The organism is Herminiimonas sp. GW821-FHT09C12, assembly GCF_059416385.1.
In genome coordinates, this window is record NZ_JBWKPC010000001.1 from 1320135 (window position 1) to 1338996 (window position 18862).

Here is an 18862-nt window from a genome sequence, read left to right on the forward strand (position 1 = left end):
ATGAAAAACAAAACATCCTTTAGTAAATGGTTTGGCTATCTCGGCTTCGATCATTTGATTGCGCCGCTCTTGATCAAAGTGATTTATTGGGGCGGGGTGATCCTTATTTTGAGTGCGGGCATAGGCGGCTTCTTCGCGACTTTTGAAATGCCTGATAAGGGTATCTCTGGCGTGCTGCTGGCGATAGGTGCGACGGTGCTGTCTCTATTGATCTGGCGCTTGCTGTGCGAGATGCTAATCCTTGCGTTCAATATTTACGCAAGACTGGTGGAGATTCGTAACCTGTTATCGCATCGACAGGCAAGGGTGGATGCTTATCAAAAAATACCAAGCGTGCGTGTTTTGAAAAACGACTGACGGAAGCTTTGTACAAACAGAATGCTAAAAAACAAATCGCCTCAAGAAAATATCGACATTTATGTGTGGGAAGGTAAATCCGATATTTTCGATCGCATCGTTCGCTGCCTGATTAGCTCCGAGGTGGATGTTATTCGGGCAGACAGCATGGATCTGGTACAGGATCAGGCGAAGGTGTCGCCATCCATTGCGATTATTTCTGTCACGATGATTGATGGCGGGCGCTTCAATGCTGATGATTGGCAAAAGGCGCATGGCATGCCGGTGATCTGGGTAGCAGAAGCACCACGTGCTTATGATTCACGTGTTTATCCGCCGGAGTATTCGCATATTTTGATGCTGGATTTTACGTGCGCGGAATTGCGTCGTTTGGTGTTTGGTTTGGCGGGTGAATTGCATAGCAATACGAAGGCGGCGCAGGAGCGCGATCCACTGATTGCAGAATCAGAAATCATGCGTACTTTGTTGAAAGAGACGACGGCCTTTGCTGATTGTGATTCGAATGTGTTGATCGCGGGTGAAACCGGTGTGGGTAAGGAACGTATCGCGCGACTGCTACACGAGAATCATAGTCGCTATGGAAATGGTCCCTTTGTTGCGGTCAACTGCGGTGCGATTCCCGATGGTTTGTTTGAGTCGCATTTTTTCGGTCATGCGAAGGGCGCATTTACCGGTGCGATGCTGGCGCATAAAGGCTATTTCGAACAAGCTGACAACGGCACACTTTTTCTGGATGAGATCGGCGATCTTCCTTTGTATCAGCAAGTCAAATTGTTGCGTGTGCTGGAACAGAGCAAGGTAACGCGCTTAGGTTCGACGACGGAGATCGATATTGAGTTCCGATTAGTGGCGGCAACCAATCGGAATTTACGCGAATTGGTCAGGCAAGAAATGTTTCGCTCGGATTTATATTACCGCATGGCCGTGATCGAATTGCGTGTACCTAGTTTGGAAGAGCGCGGTGAGATCGACAAGATCGCTATCTTCCGCGGCATCGTGATGCAGATATTTAAAAATGGTGCGCGTGATTCTTCACCGTTGCCGGAGATTCCGGATTGGTTGTTGCGCATGGTTGCCAACACGCGTTTCCGCGGCAATGTCAGGGAGTTGCGCAATATTGCAGAGCGCATCACGATTATTCATCGTCAGCTTGGTGATTGGGATAGAGCTGCGATTGATCGCGTGTTTTTGGCCTTGCAGGAATTGAAGGTGGAATGCGATAACGAAGATCAGGCTGGTACGCGAAAAAAATGGGATGCCGCTGATCGCAATCGTATTATTGAGGCGCTGGATGCGCATAACTGGCGCAGGCAAGATACGGCGAACCATTTGAAAATGAGTCGCAAGGTGCTGTGGGAAAAAATGCGTAAATTCCAGATCATTGATGGTGATCCGGAGCCTGGCGAAGTAGAGCCTTGAAAAAAAGCCATGTCGGCGAACCGACATGGCTTTTTAATGTGGCTTTTGTTTAGCGCGGTATTTGCGCGAAGCGTCCACTGTTGAAGTCGTCTATGGCTTGGATGATTTCTTCCTGACTATTCATTACAAACGGACCGTGACCCACGATAGGTTCATCGATAGGTTCGCCGCTGATCAGTAACACGACAGCATCGCTGTTGGCTTCGATGGAAATGCTGCTGCCAGTACGATCCAGCAAAACCATTTGTGCTTCACGTGCAACCGCATCACCATTAACCAGAACGGTACCGCGTAACACGATCAATGCCGAATTCCAGCCTTCAGGCAGATTCAATTCGCTGACGCTGCCTTGATTCAGACGCATATCCCACACCTGCATAGGCGTAAAGGTGCGCGCCGGTCCGGCATTGCCCTGATAGTCACCTGCAATGACGCGTATCGAGCCGGCGTCATTTGGTAACGCGACGGTTGGGATGTCGCGATCGACGATGGCTTGATAACCAGGCGCCGTCATCTTGTCCTTGGCTGGCAGGTTGACCCACAGTTGCACCATTTCCAGCGTACCGCCGGAACGGGTGAAGGCTTCGGAATGAAATTCCTCATGCAGAATGCCGGCACCGGCCGTCATCCATTGAACATCGCCGGGACCAATCACGCCGCCTTGGCCAGTGGAATCGCGATGCTCAACCTCACCTTTATAAACAATGGTGACGGTTTCGAAGCCGCGATGCGGGTGCGAACCAACGCCAGGAGGACGTGATGCCGGGCTGAATTCAGCCGGGCCGGCGTAATCCAGCAGCAAGAATGGGCTCAGTTGTTTGCCGTGGCTCTGATAGGAAAACATCGAGCGTACGGGAAAACCATCACCCACCCAATGTGGGCGAGGAGCGCTATAGACACCAATAATCTTTTTCATGCTTGTTTCCTTTCGGGAATAACAATGTATGTAACATGATTAAGGATAGAGCAGGGACGATGAGCTGGGTAGAGGGTAAAATCGGCCATGAGTGTTCTATTTGGTGAACGATAAAGCGGAGCGATGAGGCTGTGATGCAGGATTTGAACGATCTTTATTACTTTGTCCAGGTTGTGGATCACGGCGGTTTTGCGCCAGCAGGACGTGCATTGGGCGTACCTAAATCCAAGCTCAGTCGCCGGATTGCCTTGTTGGAAGAGCGACTTGGCGTGCGCTTGATCCAACGTACGACGCGGCAGTTTTCGGTGACGGAAGTTGGGCAGACTTATTACGAGCATTGCAAAGCAATGTTGATAGAAGCTGAGGCGGCACAAGATGCGATTGAAGCGACGCGCGCCGAACCACGTGGCGTTGTGCGATTGTCTTGTCCGATTGCCTTGTTGCACGCGCATGTAAGCGCGATGCTGGCTGACTTCATGGTACGTCATCCGCATGTGACGGTGCAGTTGGAGGCGACGAATCGGCGTGTTGATTTGGTGGCAGAGGCGATTGATATTGCGATTCGGGTTCGACCGCCACCCATTCAAGACAGTGATTTGGTCATGCGTGTGCTGGCAGAACGTAGCCAGTGTCTGGTTGCAAGTCCATCGCTCTTTGATGGGCGTGTGATTCCAGCAGTTCCTGCTGATTTGGCTGATTGGCCGAGTTTGGCTTTGGGTACGCCGCAGCAAAGTCATGTCTGGAATTTATTCGGGCCTGATGGTGCGCATGCTTCGTTGCATCACAGTCCGCGCTTTGTGACTGGTGACATGATGGCGTTGAGTGATGCTGCTTTGTCTGGTGTTGGCATCGTGCAATTGCCGACGATGATGATTAGAGAGCAGCTGGCCTTGGGTAAGTTAATCCCTTTGTTGCCGGGCTGGGCGCCGCGACGTGAGATTGTTCATGCAGTGTTTCCTTCACGACGCGGTGTGTTGCCATCGGTTCGGGCATTGATAGATCATCTCGCAGAGCATTTTCAAGCATTAAACGAAGACTGATGTGATTGCCGGATCAATCTGTCAGCAGAAATGAGCTTGTGTTTGATGGCCAAGGCCGAAAGTGTTGTCAGGCAGGTACTGCGTAGTATTGAGTGACACACTTTTCTATTTGTGCGATGTGTTCGCTAATTGCATGTAAAAGAGCGGCAAATCAGCGTTTTCAGTGCTGTGAGAAATTTTTTCTTTGTCTTTTGTTTAACTTAAAACAAGCACAGGAACTTCAGAAATCCGTTAAATGCGGGATTTTGTTTTTATGGTGCAATCTTTTCTATTCTTTTCGTTTTGCGTGCATTAAGATTTGAGAGTTACGTTTTCATATTTTTACATTTCCATGCTTGAGATTTATCATTTGCTCTGGCATGGCTTGCTGTACTCTTGTCATAAAAATAACTGGCGAATGGCTGCACAAGCCGGTTGCCTCGATCCGATTAATACTCTAGCCGTTTAAGCATGCCCTTAAAGCGTAACGATTCATCCGATAACCAGTTGTCTAGCTTGATGGAAATTGCTGGTGAGCTCGTGTTGCGACTCAACACTGCCGGCAAGATCCTGCACGTCAGTAAGCGTACCAACGATGTGTTCGGTCATGGCTCGTCGATGGTAGGCATGAAGCTGTTTGAGTTAGTGCGTTTATCCGATCGCCACGCGATCGAAGCTTCGTTGCGGCAAGCTATCGCCTCCCTTGAAGTGACACGTGTCAGCGTCCAAATGGCAACGCGCGCGGTGTTGCGTTGGTTTGAGCTGCAATTGAGTGCCTATGAAGGCGATGACGGCATAGAAGTGCTGGTTGTCGGTCACGATATTTCTGGCCAACAAGCGACCGAAGAACGTTTGCGCCACATGGCCACGCACGACGAATTAACCGGTTTACCGAATCGCTCTTTATTGGCGGACCGTTTGCGCATGGCGATTGCGCAGTCGCGTCGCACTGAACGTGGTTTCGCGGTCGTTGCGCTGGATCTTGATGGCTTCAAGAAGGTGAACGATGCCTTAGGGCATCCGGTTGGTGATGCTCTGTTGCGTGTCGCCGCGGTTCGTTTGCGCGAGACCTTGCGCGATGTCGATACCTTGGCGCGCGTTGGTGGCGATGAATTTGTCGCAGTGCTGCACGGCGCTGTGGATGAAGTGGAAATCCAGAACGTGGCGCGCCGCATGATTGCCGCGATGCAGTTGCCGTTTGAAATCGATGGCAACGCGCTGTATGTCAGTACATCCATAGGCGTCGCGATTTATCCCGCACACGGCGAGACAGAGGTCAAGCTGCTGGCGCACGCCGATACGGCAATGTATCGCGCGAAGGAAACCGGCAAGGCACGCTGCATTATCTATAACCACCTGAATTTCAATCAGGTTGAGCATGATGTGACGATGGAAGCGGCGATGTTTGAAGCCGTCAGAAATGGCGAATTCCTGCTGCACTATCAACCCATCGTCGATGCACGCACGCGCCAAATCATGGGTTTTGAGGCCTTGATGCGCTGGATGCGCCCTGATGTCGGCCTGGTTCCGCCGAATCAATTCATTCCCATGGCGGAAAACAATGGCTTGATCAACTTGCTCGGTGCATGGGCGCTGAAATCGGCATGCGTGCAATTAAAACGATTTGAAGAAGCCGCCGGCCGGAAACTCTATGTATCGGTCAATGTCAGCCCGCGCCAATTCCGCAGCGACCAATTTCTCAGCATGATGGATGATGCGATCAAATTGTCAGGCCTGGAAGGCAGTCAACTGCTGCTGGAAATCACCGAAGGCATTCTGATGTCGGATCCGGAGCATGCAGAAGCCTTGCTGACGAAAATTGCATCGCGCGGCGTGCGTATTGCGATTGATGATTTCGGTACCGGTTATTCGTCGCTGGTTTATTTGAAGCGATTCCCGATTGCGGCGCTCAAGATAGATCGTGCTTTTATCAAGGATTTGCCTGACTCCATCAAGGATGCAGCGATCTGTAATGTTGTTCTCAGTCTTGCCAATCACCTGAGTCTGTTGACGGTGGCGGAAGGCGTAGAGAACGAGCGACAAATGGAATTTTTATCTGCACAGGGTTGTTCTCTGATTCAAGGTTTCCATACCGGCTATCCATTATTGCCGGATGCCTTGATCGATATTCTGAAAGCAGATGCCTTGGCTCTGCAAAATTAACCCGCCAAGACACAAGATACTGATTCATGATGAAACAAATTAGCCCATCGATTAATCCTGAGAAAACATTGGATTTGCTATGGACGCGTGTCCGGCAACGCGGTGATTTACCTGGTTTCTCCAAGGTCGTAACAGCGATAGTCGGCGCCATGCAAGGCGAAGATGATCGTGAATTCAATATGACCAAAACGGTCTTGTCCGATCCGGCATTGACGCAGCGTGTGCTGCGCTTGGCGAACAGCGCCATGTATTCAGCATTTGGCCAGGGCATCAACACGGTTTCAAAAGCAGTGATCGTATTGGGCACGGAAACTATCGGCCATTTGGCGCTGGGTTTGAAGTTGATCGACGGCTTGTCGGCGGCATCGCTTGGTACATCGTCGGACACTCGCAATGAAATGGAAAAAGCCGTTCTGGCTGGCCAGATTGCGCGCCAAGTTGCATCTTCTACGACCCGACGCGATACCGAAGAAGTTGTCGTTTGCTCGATATTGCATTCGCTGGGACGCTTGATGGTGTCCTTCTATTTGCCTGACGAATGGTTGGAGGTACAGGCGCGTGCAGTGGACAACGATATTTCAGAAAATGAAGCCGCACACGATGTGCTTGGCCTGGGATTGGATGAGATAGGTCGATTAATTGGTAAGCGCTGGGGTTTGCCAAGTGGACTAGTCGCGAGCTTGAAAGATATGCCGCCACGCGCGGATATAGGCGTGTCGCATGAGCCTTTGGAGCATTCCGAGTGGTTGGCGGCAGTATCGACTATGTCCACACGTTGTGCCGGCGTGTTGTGTGAGGATGACGATACTGCCACGGTCGATTTGACTGAAATCGCAGAAAATTATGCAGAAATGCTGGGTCTCGATTCTGCGGTTGTTCTTTCCGCTGTCGATGCTGCGCAAAAAGTTGCGGAAGACGAGTCTCTATTAGCAGGGCAGGGGAAACAGACTGACGAACCGGAGGCGCAACTATCTTTGCCTTTGGGTAAGCCTGCGGATTCGATCAATATTCTCAAACGTGGTGTGGGCGATATGCGCGATGAAGTCGCGACAGCCAGCACCGGTCAAGTCATGACAGTAGCGCTGGAGACTGTGTATCAAGGTCTGGGTTTGAGCCGCGCCATTGCCTTTTTGCGGAATCACGATGAAGGCAAGTATGTGGCGCGTATGTGTTTTGGCGATTGTTCAGAAGAGTTGTTGCCGCGCCTGACATTCAAGGATGCGTATCAGCCGGATGTTTTCCATGCTGCCTTGGCGAACGACAAGATGATCTTTGTCGAAGATGCGCAGGCGCCGGGGTTCATGAATAAATTGCCGCGCTGGTGGCGCGATGAATTATCAGCGTCGCGCAGCTTTGTCATCTTGCCTTTGATGGTGAATTTCCATCCGGTCGGATTCATGTACGGCGATTGGGATAGTTCTTTGCCTGCAGCCAAGATCGCGCCGCAGGAAGTGGTCTTACTGGATGAGTTACGCGCGCTGGTAGTTAAAGCGATCGAATATCGCAGCAAACTGGAGCCGTCCTGGACGCGTGCAATGCGCTAATCCAGTTAAGCGGGGCAATATCGGCATAAAAAGTAACTATTGGGGTCAGAGTCGATTTAATATGCTCTAAATTGACTTCTCATGGTGACCTATGGCCCGGCTCCCTCGTCTTGTTATTCCCAATCAACCGCATCATGTTATCCAGAGCGGTAATGACGGACTGGTCATTTTCCGTGATCTTGCCGATCACACAGCATTTCTGAGCCGCTTGAAAGATGCTTCCCGTCAATTCAAGGTCGCCATTCACGCCTATGTGTTAATGCCTACGCATTTGCATCTGTTGCTTACGCCTAGTGATGCGGACGGTTTGGGCAAAATGATGCAGTGGATAGGCCGCTCTTACGTTCCTTACTTCAATCAAAAATACTCGCGTACCGGCACGCTATGGCAAGGGCGTTACAAGGCGACGGTGATTGATCCAGAGCATTACTTCATGACTTGCTCTGCCTACATTGAGTTGAATCCTGTGCGTGGTGGGATAGTGCACACGGCGGGAGAGTATCTATGGTCAAGTTATCAACATCACATCGGGATTCGGCCTGATCCGATTATTTCCGACCATCCTTTGTATTGGTCTTTGGGCAATACACCGTTCGAACGCGAGGCTGCCTACAAGGCGCGGGTTGAAAATGGGGTGAATGAGGATGAAGTGCGCCGTCTGACGGAGGCGACTTTAAAAGGCTGGGCTTTTGGCTCGGAGCAGTTCCAGTCATCACTGGAAAAGCAGGTTGCACGACGTGTTCGTCCGGCAAAGCGGGGGCGTCCAGCAAGCAAATTGGCTGAGGATCGCACCAAAATATACTAAGCCCCCACGTTGAATTGGTGCAATTTGGTGCAAAATTCACCACTCTGGCCCTATTTAATTCCTCGTTAAAATTTGTGGTTATTTTAATTTACTCTGACCCTAATTTTTGATGTTGAATTTAGCGTTGCGCTGCACTATCCTTCAGGCTCATTGAAAAGTAGTGGAGAAGGCTATGCACGCGCAAGGTTTGTACGATCCGGCTAATGAACATGATGCTTGTGGCGTAGGTTTTGTCGCCCACATCAAAGGCAAAAAGAGCCATTCTATTGTTGAGCAAGGTTTGCTCATCCTCAAAAATATCGACCATCGCGGCGCTGTCGGTGCCGACAAGCTGATGGGCGATGGTGCCGGTATCTTGATTCAGATCCCGGACCAATACTATCGCGAAGAAATGGCGAAGCAGGGCGTCACCTTGCCGCCAGCAGGCGAATACGGCGTCGGCATGGTTTTCCTGCCTAAGGAAAATGCTTCCCGCATCGCTTGCGAACAAGAACTCGAGCGCTCGGTTCTGGCTGAAGGTCAGGTCGTTCTGGGCTGGCGCGATGTCTTGGTCGATAAAGAAATGCCTATGTCGCCTACCGTGCGTGAAAAAGAGCCGGTGATACGCCAGATTTTCATTGGCCGTGGTCAAGACATCATGGTGACCGATGCGCTGGAACGTAAGCTGTACGTTATTCGTAAAGCTTCCGGTCACGCGATTCAAGCATTGAATCTGTTGCACGGTCAGGAATTCTTCGTGCCGTCGATGTCGGCACGTACCGTAGTCTATAAAGGTCTGCTGCTGGCTGATCAAGTTGGCGAATACTATAAAGATCTGCAAGATCCACGCTGCGTTTCCGCGCTGGCTCTGGTGCATCAACGCTTCTCGACCAATACTTTCCCTGAGTGGCCATTGGCTCACCCATATCGTTTGCTGGCGCATAATGGTGAGATCAATACCGTTAAAGGTAACTTCAACTGGATGCGCGCGCGCGAAGGTGTGATGAAGTCGGCCGTGTTGGGCGACGATCTGAAAAAACTGTTCCCGCTGATCTATGAAGGTCAATCGGATACCGCATGTTTCGACAATGCGCTCGAACTGTTGGTGATGGCTGGTTATCCAATCGCACAAGCGATGATGATGATGATTCCTGAAGCGTGGGAAAACCATACGACGATGGATGACAACCGTCGTGCTTTCTACGAATACCACGCTGCAATGATGGAACCATGGGACGGCCCAGCTGCGATGGCCTTCACTGATGGTCGTCATATCGGCGGCACTTTGGATCGCAACGGCTTGCGTCCAGCACGTTATATCGTGACTGACGACGACTTGGTCGTGATGGCATCGGAATCCGGCGTGTTGCCAATTCCAGAGTCCAAGATCATTCAAAAATGGCGCCTGCAACCAGGCAAAATGTTCCTGATCGATTTGGATGCTGGTCGCATCATCGACGACAAAGAACTGAAAGATACTTACGCGAACGCCAAGCCATACAAACAATGGATTGAGTCGGTACGTATCAAGCTCAACGAATTGAACAAGGAAGCGGCAGAAGCCAAGCCGACCACGGCCTTGCTCGATTTGCAGCAAGCATTTGGCTATACACAGGAAGATTTGAAGTTCCTGATGTCGCCTATGGCTATCACGGCAGAAGAAGCAACCGGTTCCATGGGTAACGATTCGCCGCTGGCTGTCATGTCGAATAAAGACAAGACGCTGTACAACTACTTCCGTCAGTTGTTCGCGCAAGTGACTAACCCGCCTATCGATCCGATCCGCGAAGCGATGGTGATGTCGCTGGTTTCCTTCATCGGTCCTAAACCTAACCTGCTCGACACAAACAACATCAATCCACCGATGCGTTTGGAAGTGTCTCAGCCTGTGCTCGACTACGCGGATATCGCCAAGTTGCGCAATATCGGCGCACATACTGGCGGCAAGTTCAAATCGCATGAACTGAACATTTGCTACCCGATCGCGTGGGGCAAAGAAGGCATTGAAGCGCGTCTGGCTTCGCTGTGCGCACAGGCAGTCGATGCAGTGCAATCCGGTCATAACATCCTGATTATTTCCGATCGCAAGATCGATGAAAATCACGTCGCGATTCCAGCTCTGCTGGCGACATCGGCGATCCACTTGCATCTGGTCAGCAAAGGTATGCGTACCTCGACCGGTCTGGTGGTTGAAACCGGTTCGGCACGTGAAACGCATCACTTTGCATTGCTCGCCGGTTACGGTGCAGAAGCGATCCATCCATACCTCGCGATGGATACCGTCAGCGCAATGGCGAAAGGTTTGCCGGGCGAATTGTCGCCAGAAAAAGCCATCGCCAACTTCCAGAAAGCCGTCGGTAAAGGCTTGATGAAAGTCATGTCAAAAATGGGTATTTCGACATACATGTCGTACTGCGGCGCGCAGATTTTTGAAGCTATCGGCCTCAACAAATCGCTGATCCAGAAGTACTTCAAAGGCACATCGTCGAACGTAGAAGGCATCGGCGTATTTGAAGTGGCTGAAGAAGCCTTGCGCTTGCACAAGTCGGCATTCAGCGCTGATCCAGTGTTGGCACATTCGCTCGACGCCGGTGGCGAATATGCATACCGCGTACGTGGTGAAGAACACATGTGGACGCCGGATGCGATTGCAAAATTGCAGCATTCGACCCGTGCGAACAACTTCAGCACATATAAAGAGTACGCACAGATCATCAATGATCAATCGAAGCGTCACATGACATTGCGTGGCTTGTTCGAATTCAAGTTCGATCCAGCCAGTGCTATTTCTCTGGATGAAGTCGAACCGGCTAAAGAAATCGTCAAACGCTTTGCTTCCGGCGCGATGTCGCTGGGTTCGATCTCGACCGAAGCACATGCAACCCTCGCGATTGCGATGAACCGTATCGGTGGTAAATCGAATACCGGCGAAGGCGGCGAAGATACCAAACGTTATCGTTCGGAACTGCGTGGTATTCCTATCAAGGACGGTTCGACCTTGGCATCGGTCATTGGTAAAGACGTGGTTGAAGTCGACATGCCATTGTTGCCAGGCGATTCGCTGCGTTCGAAGATCAAGCAAGTTGCATCAGGTCGTTTTGGTGTCACTACCGAATACCTGACGTCGGCTGAACAGATTCAGATCAAGATGGCGCAAGGTGCAAAACCTGGCGAAGGCGGTCAGTTGCCAGGCCACAAAGTGTCCGAGTACATCGCACGTCTGCGTTTCTCGGTTCCTGGCGTTGGTTTGATTTCGCCGCCACCGCATCACGATATTTATTCGATCGAAGATTTGGCGCAGCTGATTCACGATTTGAAAAACGTCAATCCAAACGCATCGATTTCGGTCAAGCTGGTAGCGGAAGTTGGTGTCGGTACAGTTGCAACCGGTGTGGCCAAAGCGAAAGCGGATCACGTTGTGATCGCTGGTCATGACGGCGGTACTGGTGCATCGCCATTGTCATCGGTTAAATATGCTGGTTCGCCATGGGAATTAGGTCTGGCTGAAACACAGCAGACACTGATCTTGAACGGTTTACGCACACGTATTCGTGTACAAGCTGACGGTCAAATGAAAACCGGCCGTGACGTAGTCATCGCAGCGTTGTTAGGCGCGGATGAAATGGGCTTCTCGACAGCACCGCTGGTCGTTGAAGGCTGCATCATGATGCGCAAATGCCATCTGAACACTTGCCCGGTCGGTGTTGCTACGCAAGATCCAGTCTTGCGCGCCAAGTTCTCCGGCAAGCCTGAGCACGTGGTTAACTACTTCTTCTTCATCGCAGAAGAAGCACGTCAGATCATGGCACAACTGGGTATTCGTACATTCGACGAACTGATCGGCCGCGCTGACCTGCTCGACAAATCGAAAGCGATTTCGCACTGGAAAGCCAAGGGTCTGGATTTCAGCCGTATGTTCTATCAACCTGCAGTGGCTGAAGGCGTTGCACGCTATCACACCGAAGGTCAGGATCACGCTTTGGAAAAAGCGCTGGACAACAAGTTGATCGCACAAGCCAAGGCTGCGATTGAGAATGGCGAAAAAGTTTCGTTCATTTCACCGATCAAAAACGTCAACCGTACGGTTGGCGCAATGTTGTCTGGCATGGTCGCGAAGAAATACGGTCACGAAGGTTTGCCTGACGACACGATTCATATCCAGTTGCAAGGTACTGCAGGCCAATCGGCCGGCGCTTTCCTCGCGCACGGTATTACGCTGGATCTGGTCGGCGAAGGTAATGATTACGTCGGTAAAGGTTTGTCGGGCGGTCGCATCATCGTGCGTCCTAACACCGAGTTCCGTGGTCGTGCAGTAGAGAACATCATCAGCGGTAACACCTTGTTGTACGGTGCTGTTGCAGGTGAAGCCTTCTTCAACGGCGTTGCAGGCGAACGTTTTGCGGTACGTAACTCCGGCGCGATTGCCGTGGTTGAAGGTACCGGCGATCACGGTTGTGAATACATGACAGGTGGCACCGTTGTTGTATTGGGCGAAACCGGTCGTAACTTTGCTGCTGGTATGTCGGGCGGTATCGCGTATGTCTACGATCCAAAAGGCGATTTCGCGAGCAAGTGCAATATGGCGATGGTTTCTCTGCATGCAGTGCAGACCGCGGCCGAACAGGAAGACAAGGCAGAGCACAATTCCTGGCATAGCCATGTACGTGGTGCTGATGCACAAACCGATGAAGCAATTCTCAAAGGTTTGATCGAGCGTCACTTCAAGTACACCGGCAGCACACGTGCACGCGCACTGTTGGATGAGTGGAGCACCGCACGTAGCAAGTTCGTCAAGGTATTCCCATCGGAATACAAACGCGCATTGGCTGAGATGCATGCTGCCAAGGCTGAGCAGGCAGTGTCAACCAAGGTCGCTGTGTAAGGCTGCATAAACACAGTCAACAAACGATGTCATGGCCCGATTGCATAGCGATCGGGCCGAAACGAATGGTTTAGAAGGCGAGAGAAACATGGGAAAGATTACCGGCTTTATGGAATTTCAACGCTTGAAAGAAGCAAGCGAAGAGCCGCAAAAACGTACCAAGCATTACAAGGAATTCACCGTTCATTTGAGCGATGCGGAAGCAAAAGTGCAAGCGACACGCTGCATGGATTGCGGTATTCCGTTTTGCAATAACGGCTGTCCGGTCAATAACATCATTCCTGACTGGAATGATCTGGTGTTTAGCGGCGCATACAAGCAAGCGCTGGATACCCTGCATTCGACCAACAACTTCCCTGAATTCACCGGCCGCATTTGCCCGGCGCCATGCGAGTCCGCATGTACCTTGGGCATCAATGAAGACCCAGTCGGTATCAAATCGATTGAGCACTTCATCATCGACAAAGGTTGGGACAGCGGCTGGGTTGTACCGCAGCCACCTAGTGTGAAGACCGGCAAGAAAGTTGCTGTCGTCGGTTCGGGGCCTGCCGGTATGGCTGCTGCTCAGCAGTTGGCGCGCGTTGGTCACGATGTCACCGTGTTCGAGAAAAACGATCGCGTCGGCGGCTTGCTGCGTTACGGTATCCCTGACTTCAAGATGGAAAAATCGCACATCGATCTGCGCGTCAAACAGATGGAAGCCGAAGGCGTGAAGTTCCGTACCAGCGTCTTGGTTGGCAAGGATTTCCCGGCGAACATCATCAACTGGGCGAAAGAAACGATTTCGCCAGAGCAGATCAACAAAGACTTCGATGCAGTCATCATCGCTGGTGGTGCGGAACAGCCACGCGATTTGCCGGTTCCAGGTCGTGAGTTGAAAGGCGTGCATTTCGCGATGGAATTCTTGCCATTGCAAAATAAGGTCAATGCTGGCGACAAGATCAAAGATCAATTGATGGCAACCGGCAAGCACGTGGTTGTGATCGGTGGTGGTGATACTGGTTCCGATTGCGTCGGTACCTCGAATCGTCACGGCGCTGCATCGGTTGCGCAATTTGAACTGCTGCCACAACCACCAGAAACAGAAAACAAACCCATGGTCTGGCCTTACTGGCCAACCAAGCTGCGCACTTCGTCTTCGCATGAAGAAGGTTGTGAGCGTGATTGGGCGGTAGCGACCAAGCGTCTGGAAGGCAAAAACGGCAAGGTTGAAAAACTGATCGCCGCTCGCGTCGAATGGAAAGATGGCCGCATGCAAGAAGTGCCGAATTCGGAATTCGAAATGAAAGCCGATCTGGTATTGCTGGCAATGGGCTTCGTTTCACCAGTGGCACAAGTGTTGGATGCTTTCGGTGTCGACAAGGATGCACGCGGTAATGCCAAGGCGACTACGGATGGCGAAGCTTGCTACCGTACATCGGTCGACAAAGTTTTTGCTGCAGGCGATATGCGCCGCGGTCAATCGCTGGTGGTGTGGGCGATCCGTGAAGGTCGTCAGTGCGCGCGTGAAGTTGATACGTTCTTGATGGGCGAATCAGTGCTGCCACGCTAAGCAAAAAGTCTTTTTGTACAGAAAACCCACTGCGTCGCAAGATGCCGTGGGTTTTTTTACAACGTTTGGTGTATGTAAGCTGCTCAAAAGAAATGGACGCGGGAGCGTTTTCGTTTTCTGCACTACAATTATGACATTGCAAAAGAAATACTCCCCTAGTGCCTAATCTTGTTGAAATCCGCGATCTACATTTTGGCTATGTTGAGCGTCCGATACTGTCGGCGCTCAACATGGATTTCCCGCGCGGCAAGGTTATTGCCGTCATGGGCGGTTCCGGCTCGGGCAAAACAACCGTTCTGCGTTTGATCGGCGGTCAGTTACAGCCGCAATCCGGTCAAGTCGCGATCGATGGTCAAGTTGTCCATAAGCTGGAAACAAAAGCGCTGTATCAGTTACGTCGCAAGATGGGCATGCTGTTCCAGCATGGCGCGCTCTTTACCGATATCTCGGTGTTCGAGAATGTTGCCTTCCCGTTGCGCGAACATACGGACTTATCCGAAGAATTGATTCGTGATTTGGTCTTGATGAAGTTGCATACAGTTGGCTTGCGTAATGCGGCACAACTGATGCCTGCCGAAATTTCCGGCGGTATGGCGCGTCGCGTCGCATTGGCGCGTTCGATTGCGCTGGATCCGGAACTCATCATGTATGACGAACCGTTTGCCGGCCTTGATCCGATTTCGATGGGTATGACGGCTAATCTGATCCGCAAATTGAATGATGCTTTGGGTTCGACCACGATACTGGTGTCGCACGATGTGCATGAGTCGTTTTCGATTGCTGACTATGTGTACTTCCTGTCGAACGGTGCGATAGTTGCGCAGGGTACTCCGGCAGAAATGATGGCTTCCAGTGATCCGTATGTGAAGCAGTTCGTCAATGCAGAGCCGGATGGTCCAGTGCCGTTTCACTATCCCGGGAAGTCATTGGCAGACGATTTGGGCCTGGGAGCACACTCATGATTGTGTGGTTTCTAGAGACAATTGGGCGCTTGGTGCGCGAGTTTGTTGTCAATCTTGGTTTCGCTACACGTACTTTCTTTGGCATCATCGGCGCCTCCGGCAGTTTGTGGCGTCGGCCACGTTTGGTGGTGAGTCAGATTCATTTTATTGGTAACTATTCGCTGGTTTTGATCGCGGTTGCCGGTTTGTTCGTCGGTTTTGTGCTGGGTTTGCAAGGTTATTACACGCTCAATAAATACGGTTCCGAGCAGGCGCTGGGTTTGTTGGTTGCCTTGTCGCTGACACGTGAATTGGGTCCGGTCGTGACTGCCTTGTTATTCGCTGGTCGTGCTGGCACTTCGCTGACAGCAGAAATTGGTTTGATGAAAGCTGGCGAACAATTGTCGGCGATGGAAATGATGGCCGTTAATCCGTTGCAGCGCGTGTTGGCCCCTCGCTTCTGGGCTGGCGTGATTGCAATGCCGGTGCTGGCGGCGATTTTCAGCGCGGTCGGCATCATGGGTGGTTATATCGTCGGCGTGAAATTGATCGGCGTTGACGAAGGCGCATTCTGGTCGCAAATGCAGGGTGGCGTCGATGTAGTGAATGACATCCTGAACGGTGTGATCAAAAGTATCGTATTTGGCTTCGCAGTAACATTTGTTGCCTTGTATCAGGGATATCAAGCACAGCCGACGCCGGAAGGCGTTGCTCGTGCAACGACACGCACGGTGGTAATTGCTTCGTTATCGGTGCTGGGGCTGGATTTCCTGATGACGGCGTTGATGTTCAGTTAAAAGGGTGCGGAGCGGGCATGGCACTTTTCAATTAGAATGTGCGCCCCCTCAACGCTTTGTTCGTGTGAATGGATGAGGATGATCTATTCTTAAGAAATAGCGCTTTCTCCCATATTTGAGGTATCTGTTTATGCAACGAAAATCATTAGACTTATGGGTTGGCCTTTTTGTGCTGCTGGGTGCAGCCGCTTTGTTCTTTCTGGCGATGAAAGCCGGGAATATGAGCTCCCTGTCGTTCGAGCAGGTTTATCCAGTTGTCACACGTTTTGACAATATCGGCGGGCTGAAGCCACGCGCGCCGGTGAAAAGTGCGGGCGTGGTTGTTGGGCGCGTAGCCGACATCTCGTTTGACGATAAAAGTTATCAGGCAACCGTCACCTTGAATATTGAAAGCCGCTATCTTTTTCCAAAAGATTCATCGGCCAAGATTTTGACCTCGGGCTTGCTTGGCGAGCAATACATCGGATTGGAACCGGGCGGTGATACGGTCAATCTGGCAGCAGGCGACAGAATTACAATGACACAATCGGCGATGGTGCTGGAGAACTTGATTAGTCAATTCCTCTTTAGCAAGGCAGCCGAAGGGAAAGAAGATCAAAAATGAAAAATATAAGCAAAACACTTGTGCTGGTTTCAGCATTGTTTCTGAGCGGATGCGCGACGACCAACACCAATACGCCGGGCGATCCATTGGAAGGCTTCAACCGAACAATGTTCGATTTCAACGATACCGTTGATCGCGTTGCCTTGAAGCCGGTAGCGACTGCATACCAGGATGTATTGCCATCGTTTGCACAAACGGCAATCGGTAACTTTTTTGGTAACCTCGGCGATGTCTGGACGATGGTTAACAATTTCCTGCAAGGGAAAGGCGAAGCCGGTATGTCTGACGTAATGCGCGTGGCCGTCAACAGTACATTTGGTCTGGGCGGCATACTCGATATCGCATCCGAAGCCGGTATTCCAAAGCATAAAGAAGACTTCGGTCAGACCTTGGGTCGCTGGGGCGTTCAGTCAGGTCCTTATGTGGTCTTGCCGCTTTTTGGTCCATCAACGGTGCGTGATACCGCTGCATTACCAGTCGACTTCTATGGCGATGTCTGGACATATGTAGACTCGATTCCTGTGCGTAACAGCGGCTACGTCGTGCGTGCTATCGACCAGCGGGCATCGGCGCTGGGTGCCACTAATTTGCTGGAAGATATCGCAATTGATCGTTACTCATTTGTGCGCAGTGCTTACTTGCAACGCCGCGAGAGCCTCGTGAATGATGGCAAGATCAAGGACGATGCGCCGGATACCAACAAGCCTTTAGCACCATAAAGTAGAGTTCTTGCTCGGTGTTGGTGGCGGCTGATTTTGTTACCAATCGTTTCGTGCTTGAACCCCGCACAATAAAACCGGTCGAAATGCCTGCAAACAACGATGTTGCATTGTTTTTTGATGCGACAATGTTTTCAAGGCAACAAGTAATTCCTGATTGAATCGGAGAAACATGAATATTTTTAAAAAATTATCGCTGGCGCTGGTAGCGTTGACCTTTGCGGGATATGCCGCTGCACAAGATGTGGAAGCGCCTGATGTATTGATCAAGCGCATCAGTGAAGACGTGATGGCGACCGCGAAGGCAGACAAGGCTATCCAGAGCGGTGATTCGCGTCGTATTCAGCAACTCGTCGATGAAAAAATTCTGCCGTATGTTGATTTCCAACGTATGACCGCATTGGCGGCAGGCCGTTACTGGCGCGATGCCACGCCGGATCAGCAAAAACAATTGACGACAGAGTTTCGTAGCTTGCTGATGTACACCTATTCTGGCGCGATCGCACAGATCCGTGATCAAAAACTTGAATATCGTCCATTGCGTGCGAGCCCAGCCGATACGGAAGTCATCGTGAATACGCAAGTGCTGCAGCCGCGCGGTGAGCCGATTCAGTTGAGCTACCGTTTGGCAAAATCGCCTGCTGGCTGGAAAATTTATGACGTGAATGTACTCGGCGCATGGTTGGTCGAGACATATAAAGGCAGCTTTGCCACAGAAATCAGCAAATCCGGTATCGATGGCTTGATCAAAACGCTGTCGGACAAAAACAAGAAACTTGCCGGCAGTATGGCAAAAACAGTTAAGTAATCATCAGCATGTTTCAACCCGGCGAATCGCTCACCTTCAATAATGCCCAAGTAATATTGGCAAATGGCTTGCAGGCAATCGCCGGCGGGCAGACGGTGATCGACTTCTCCAATGTCGTGACTGTAGATTCCTCTGCGGTCGCGGCGATGCTGGTTTGGCGGCGCGCGGCAACAGCGCGTGCCGCATCGCTGGTTTTCAATAATTTACCGGCTAATCTGAGCAGTCTGATTTCTTTGTATGACGTCAAGACCTTGCTCGATGCCAGCCTTCCGCGCGCAGATCTGCCACATCATTGACCTTTTGTTAAGGTCGTCTTCCTCGCACGCGCCTCATCCGCACCCTAAACCGGCGTTCCAT

The 18862-nt window shown here is 51.2% G+C and carries 15 protein-coding genes; 14 read left to right on the plus strand and 1 reads right to left on the minus strand.

The genetic code is table 11. From position 1 onward, the window contains the following. Both AC07N2_RS06235 and AC07N2_RS06240 read left to right on the plus strand, forming a co-directional pair. On the plus strand, positions 1 to 357 hold the full coding sequence (locus AC07N2_RS06235; protein WP_494777468.1) for a DUF4282 domain-containing protein: 357 nt from the start codon (positions 1 to 3) through the stop codon (positions 355 to 357). Positions 358 to 378: 21 nt separating this feature from the next. Then, positions 379 to 1776 (plus strand): sigma 54-interacting transcriptional regulator, encoded by a 1398-nt coding sequence (locus AC07N2_RS06240; RefSeq protein WP_494777469.1) that lies wholly within the window; start codon positions 379 to 381, stop codon positions 1774 to 1776. A 49-nt stretch (positions 1777 to 1825) separates the two neighbouring features. Here the strand turns inward: AC07N2_RS06240 and AC07N2_RS06245 are convergent, their stop codons facing one another. Then, positions 1826 to 2692 carry a pirin family protein gene (locus tag AC07N2_RS06245; protein WP_494777470.1) on the minus strand — a complete coding sequence of 289 codons (867 nt, stop codon included), beginning with the start codon at positions 2690 to 2692 and terminating at the stop codon, positions 1826 to 1828. A gap of 134 nt (positions 2693 to 2826) precedes the next feature. Here AC07N2_RS06245 and AC07N2_RS06250 point away from each other — a divergent pair, with 134 nt between their 5' ends. From AC07N2_RS06250 to AC07N2_RS06305, 12 genes are all read left to right on the plus strand, one after another. Continuing rightward, the gene (locus AC07N2_RS06250) at positions 2827 to 3732 is read left to right on the plus strand and encodes a LysR family transcriptional regulator (protein WP_494777471.1); all 906 of its coding nucleotides are present in this window, start codon (positions 2827 to 2829) and stop codon (positions 3730 to 3732) included. Positions 3733 to 4182: 450 nt separating this feature from the next. Continuing rightward, positions 4183 to 5874: a sensor domain-containing protein gene (locus AC07N2_RS06255; RefSeq protein ID WP_494777472.1), complete on the plus strand. Its 1692-nt coding sequence runs from the start codon at positions 4183 to 4185 to the stop codon at positions 5872 to 5874. Between the two features lie 26 nt (positions 5875 to 5900). After that, positions 5901 to 7418: an HDOD domain-containing protein gene (locus AC07N2_RS06260; RefSeq protein WP_494777473.1), complete on the plus strand. Its 1518-nt coding sequence runs from the start codon at positions 5901 to 5903 to the stop codon at positions 7416 to 7418. Between the two features lie 91 nt (positions 7419 to 7509). Beyond that, positions 7510 to 8223, plus strand: a complete 714-nt coding sequence (locus tag AC07N2_RS06265; RefSeq protein ID WP_076593114.1) for a transposase — start codon at positions 7510 to 7512, stop codon at positions 8221 to 8223. A 172-nt stretch (positions 8224 to 8395) separates the two neighbouring features. Next, positions 8396 to 13084: a glutamate synthase-related protein gene (locus AC07N2_RS06270; RefSeq protein WP_494777474.1), complete on the plus strand. Its 4689-nt coding sequence runs from the start codon at positions 8396 to 8398 to the stop codon at positions 13082 to 13084. 88 nt (positions 13085 to 13172) lie between these two features. Then, positions 13173 to 14636, plus strand: coding sequence for a glutamate synthase subunit beta (locus AC07N2_RS06275; RefSeq protein WP_494777475.1), 1464 nt, complete (start codon positions 13173 to 13175; stop codon positions 14634 to 14636). A gap of 158 nt (positions 14637 to 14794) precedes the next feature. After that, complete coding sequence (locus tag AC07N2_RS06280) at positions 14795 to 15598, plus strand: ABC transporter ATP-binding protein (protein WP_494777476.1); 804 nt, start codon at positions 14795 to 14797, stop codon at positions 15596 to 15598. Further along, on the plus strand, positions 15595 to 16374 hold the full coding sequence (gene mlaE, locus AC07N2_RS06285) for a lipid asymmetry maintenance ABC transporter permease subunit MlaE (protein ID WP_494777477.1): 780 nt from the start codon (positions 15595 to 15597) through the stop codon (positions 16372 to 16374). The genes AC07N2_RS06280 and mlaE overlap by 4 nt, the downstream gene beginning before the upstream one ends. A 130-nt stretch (positions 16375 to 16504) precedes the next feature. Further along, on the plus strand, positions 16505 to 16978 hold the full coding sequence (mlaD, locus tag AC07N2_RS06290; RefSeq protein ID WP_076593119.1) for an outer membrane lipid asymmetry maintenance protein MlaD: 474 nt from the start codon (positions 16505 to 16507) through the stop codon (positions 16976 to 16978). Further along, a complete protein-coding gene (locus AC07N2_RS06295) occupies positions 16975 to 17697 on the plus strand; it encodes an MlaA family lipoprotein (RefSeq protein ID WP_494777478.1) in 723 nt (240 codons plus the stop codon). The genes mlaD and AC07N2_RS06295 overlap by 4 nt, the downstream gene beginning before the upstream one ends. A gap of 172 nt (positions 17698 to 17869) precedes the next feature. Beyond that, positions 17870 to 18505: an MlaC/ttg2D family ABC transporter substrate-binding protein gene (locus AC07N2_RS06300; RefSeq protein ID WP_494777479.1), complete on the plus strand. Its 636-nt coding sequence runs from the start codon at positions 17870 to 17872 to the stop codon at positions 18503 to 18505. Between the two features lie 8 nt (positions 18506 to 18513). Next, positions 18514 to 18801 carry an STAS domain-containing protein gene (locus AC07N2_RS06305; protein ID WP_494777480.1) on the plus strand — a complete coding sequence of 96 codons (288 nt, stop codon included), beginning with the start codon at positions 18514 to 18516 and terminating at the stop codon, positions 18799 to 18801. Positions 18802 to 18862 lie beyond the last annotated feature (61 nt).

Excerpts from the sequence above, each read along its gene's own strand:
- AC07N2_RS06260 (WP_494777473.1), top strand. The coding sequence starts at position 5,901 with ATGATGAAACAAATTAGCCCATCGATTAATCCTGAGAAAACATTGGAT.
- AC07N2_RS06265 (WP_076593114.1), top strand. The coding sequence starts at position 7,510 with ATGGCCCGGCTCCCTCGTCTTGTTATTCCCAATCAACCGCATCATGTT.
- AC07N2_RS06305 (WP_494777480.1), top strand. The coding sequence starts at position 18,514 with ATGTTTCAACCCGGCGAATCGCTCACCTTCAATAATGCCCAAGTAATA.
- mlaE (WP_494777477.1), top strand. The coding sequence starts at position 15,595 with ATGATTGTGTGGTTTCTAGAGACAATTGGGCGCTTGGTGCGCGAGTTT.
- AC07N2_RS06270 (WP_494777474.1), top strand. The coding sequence starts at position 8,396 with ATGCACGCGCAAGGTTTGTACGATCCGGCTAATGAACATGATGCTTGT.
- AC07N2_RS06240 (WP_494777469.1), top strand. The coding sequence starts at position 379 with ATGCTAAAAAACAAATCGCCTCAAGAAAATATCGACATTTATGTGTGG.
- AC07N2_RS06245 (WP_494777470.1), bottom strand. The coding sequence starts at position 2,692 with ATGAAAAAGATTATTGGTGTCTATAGCGCTCCTCGCCCACATTGGGTG.
- AC07N2_RS06250 (WP_494777471.1), top strand. The coding sequence starts at position 2,827 with ATGCAGGATTTGAACGATCTTTATTACTTTGTCCAGGTTGTGGATCAC.
- mlaD (WP_076593119.1), top strand. The coding sequence starts at position 16,505 with ATGCAACGAAAATCATTAGACTTATGGGTTGGCCTTTTTGTGCTGCTG.
- AC07N2_RS06300 (WP_494777479.1), top strand. The coding sequence starts at position 17,870 with ATGAATATTTTTAAAAAATTATCGCTGGCGCTGGTAGCGTTGACCTTT.
- AC07N2_RS06235 (WP_494777468.1), top strand. The coding sequence starts at position 1 with ATGAAAAACAAAACATCCTTTAGTAAATGGTTTGGCTATCTCGGCTTC.
- AC07N2_RS06255 (WP_494777472.1), top strand. The coding sequence starts at position 4,183 with ATGCCCTTAAAGCGTAACGATTCATCCGATAACCAGTTGTCTAGCTTG.
- AC07N2_RS06275 (WP_494777475.1), top strand. The coding sequence starts at position 13,173 with ATGGGAAAGATTACCGGCTTTATGGAATTTCAACGCTTGAAAGAAGCA.
- AC07N2_RS06295 (WP_494777478.1), top strand. The coding sequence starts at position 16,975 with ATGAAAAATATAAGCAAAACACTTGTGCTGGTTTCAGCATTGTTTCTG.